The organism is Bacillus cereus group sp. BfR-BA-01382, assembly GCF_022663475.1.
In the GTDB taxonomy this organism is placed as follows: Bacteria; Bacillota; Bacilli; order Bacillales; family Bacillaceae_G; genus Bacillus_A; species Bacillus_A thuringiensis_S.
In genome coordinates, this window is record NZ_JAKUFQ010000404.1 from 1 (window position 1) to 241 (window position 241).

Genomic DNA, 241 nt, shown 5'->3' on the forward strand with positions numbered 1-241 from the left:
TGGCTTACCCAAATATTGCTTAGCTTTACCAATTACGCCAGTATCCGGTGGAGTTGGTGCTGGGTTTTGCTCTGGTGTTTTCTTTTCTGCTTTAGGTGCCTCTTTTTTAGGTTCTTCCTTTTTAGGTTCTTCTTTTTTAGGCTCTTCTTTTTGAGCTTGTCCACCATTGTTTGCTGGTGCAGCTTGTGCTGGCTGAGCTTGCGCAGCTTTAGCAGCTTGCTCTGCTTGTTTTTGAGCAGCA

The 241-nt window shown here is 44.8% G+C and carries 1 pseudogene; it reads right to left on the bottom strand.

Features of this window, described 5'->3' with window-relative positions:
* Positions 1-241, bottom strand: a pseudogene (locus MR160_RS34500) (N-acetylmuramoyl-L-alanine amidase); the annotation flags it as partial.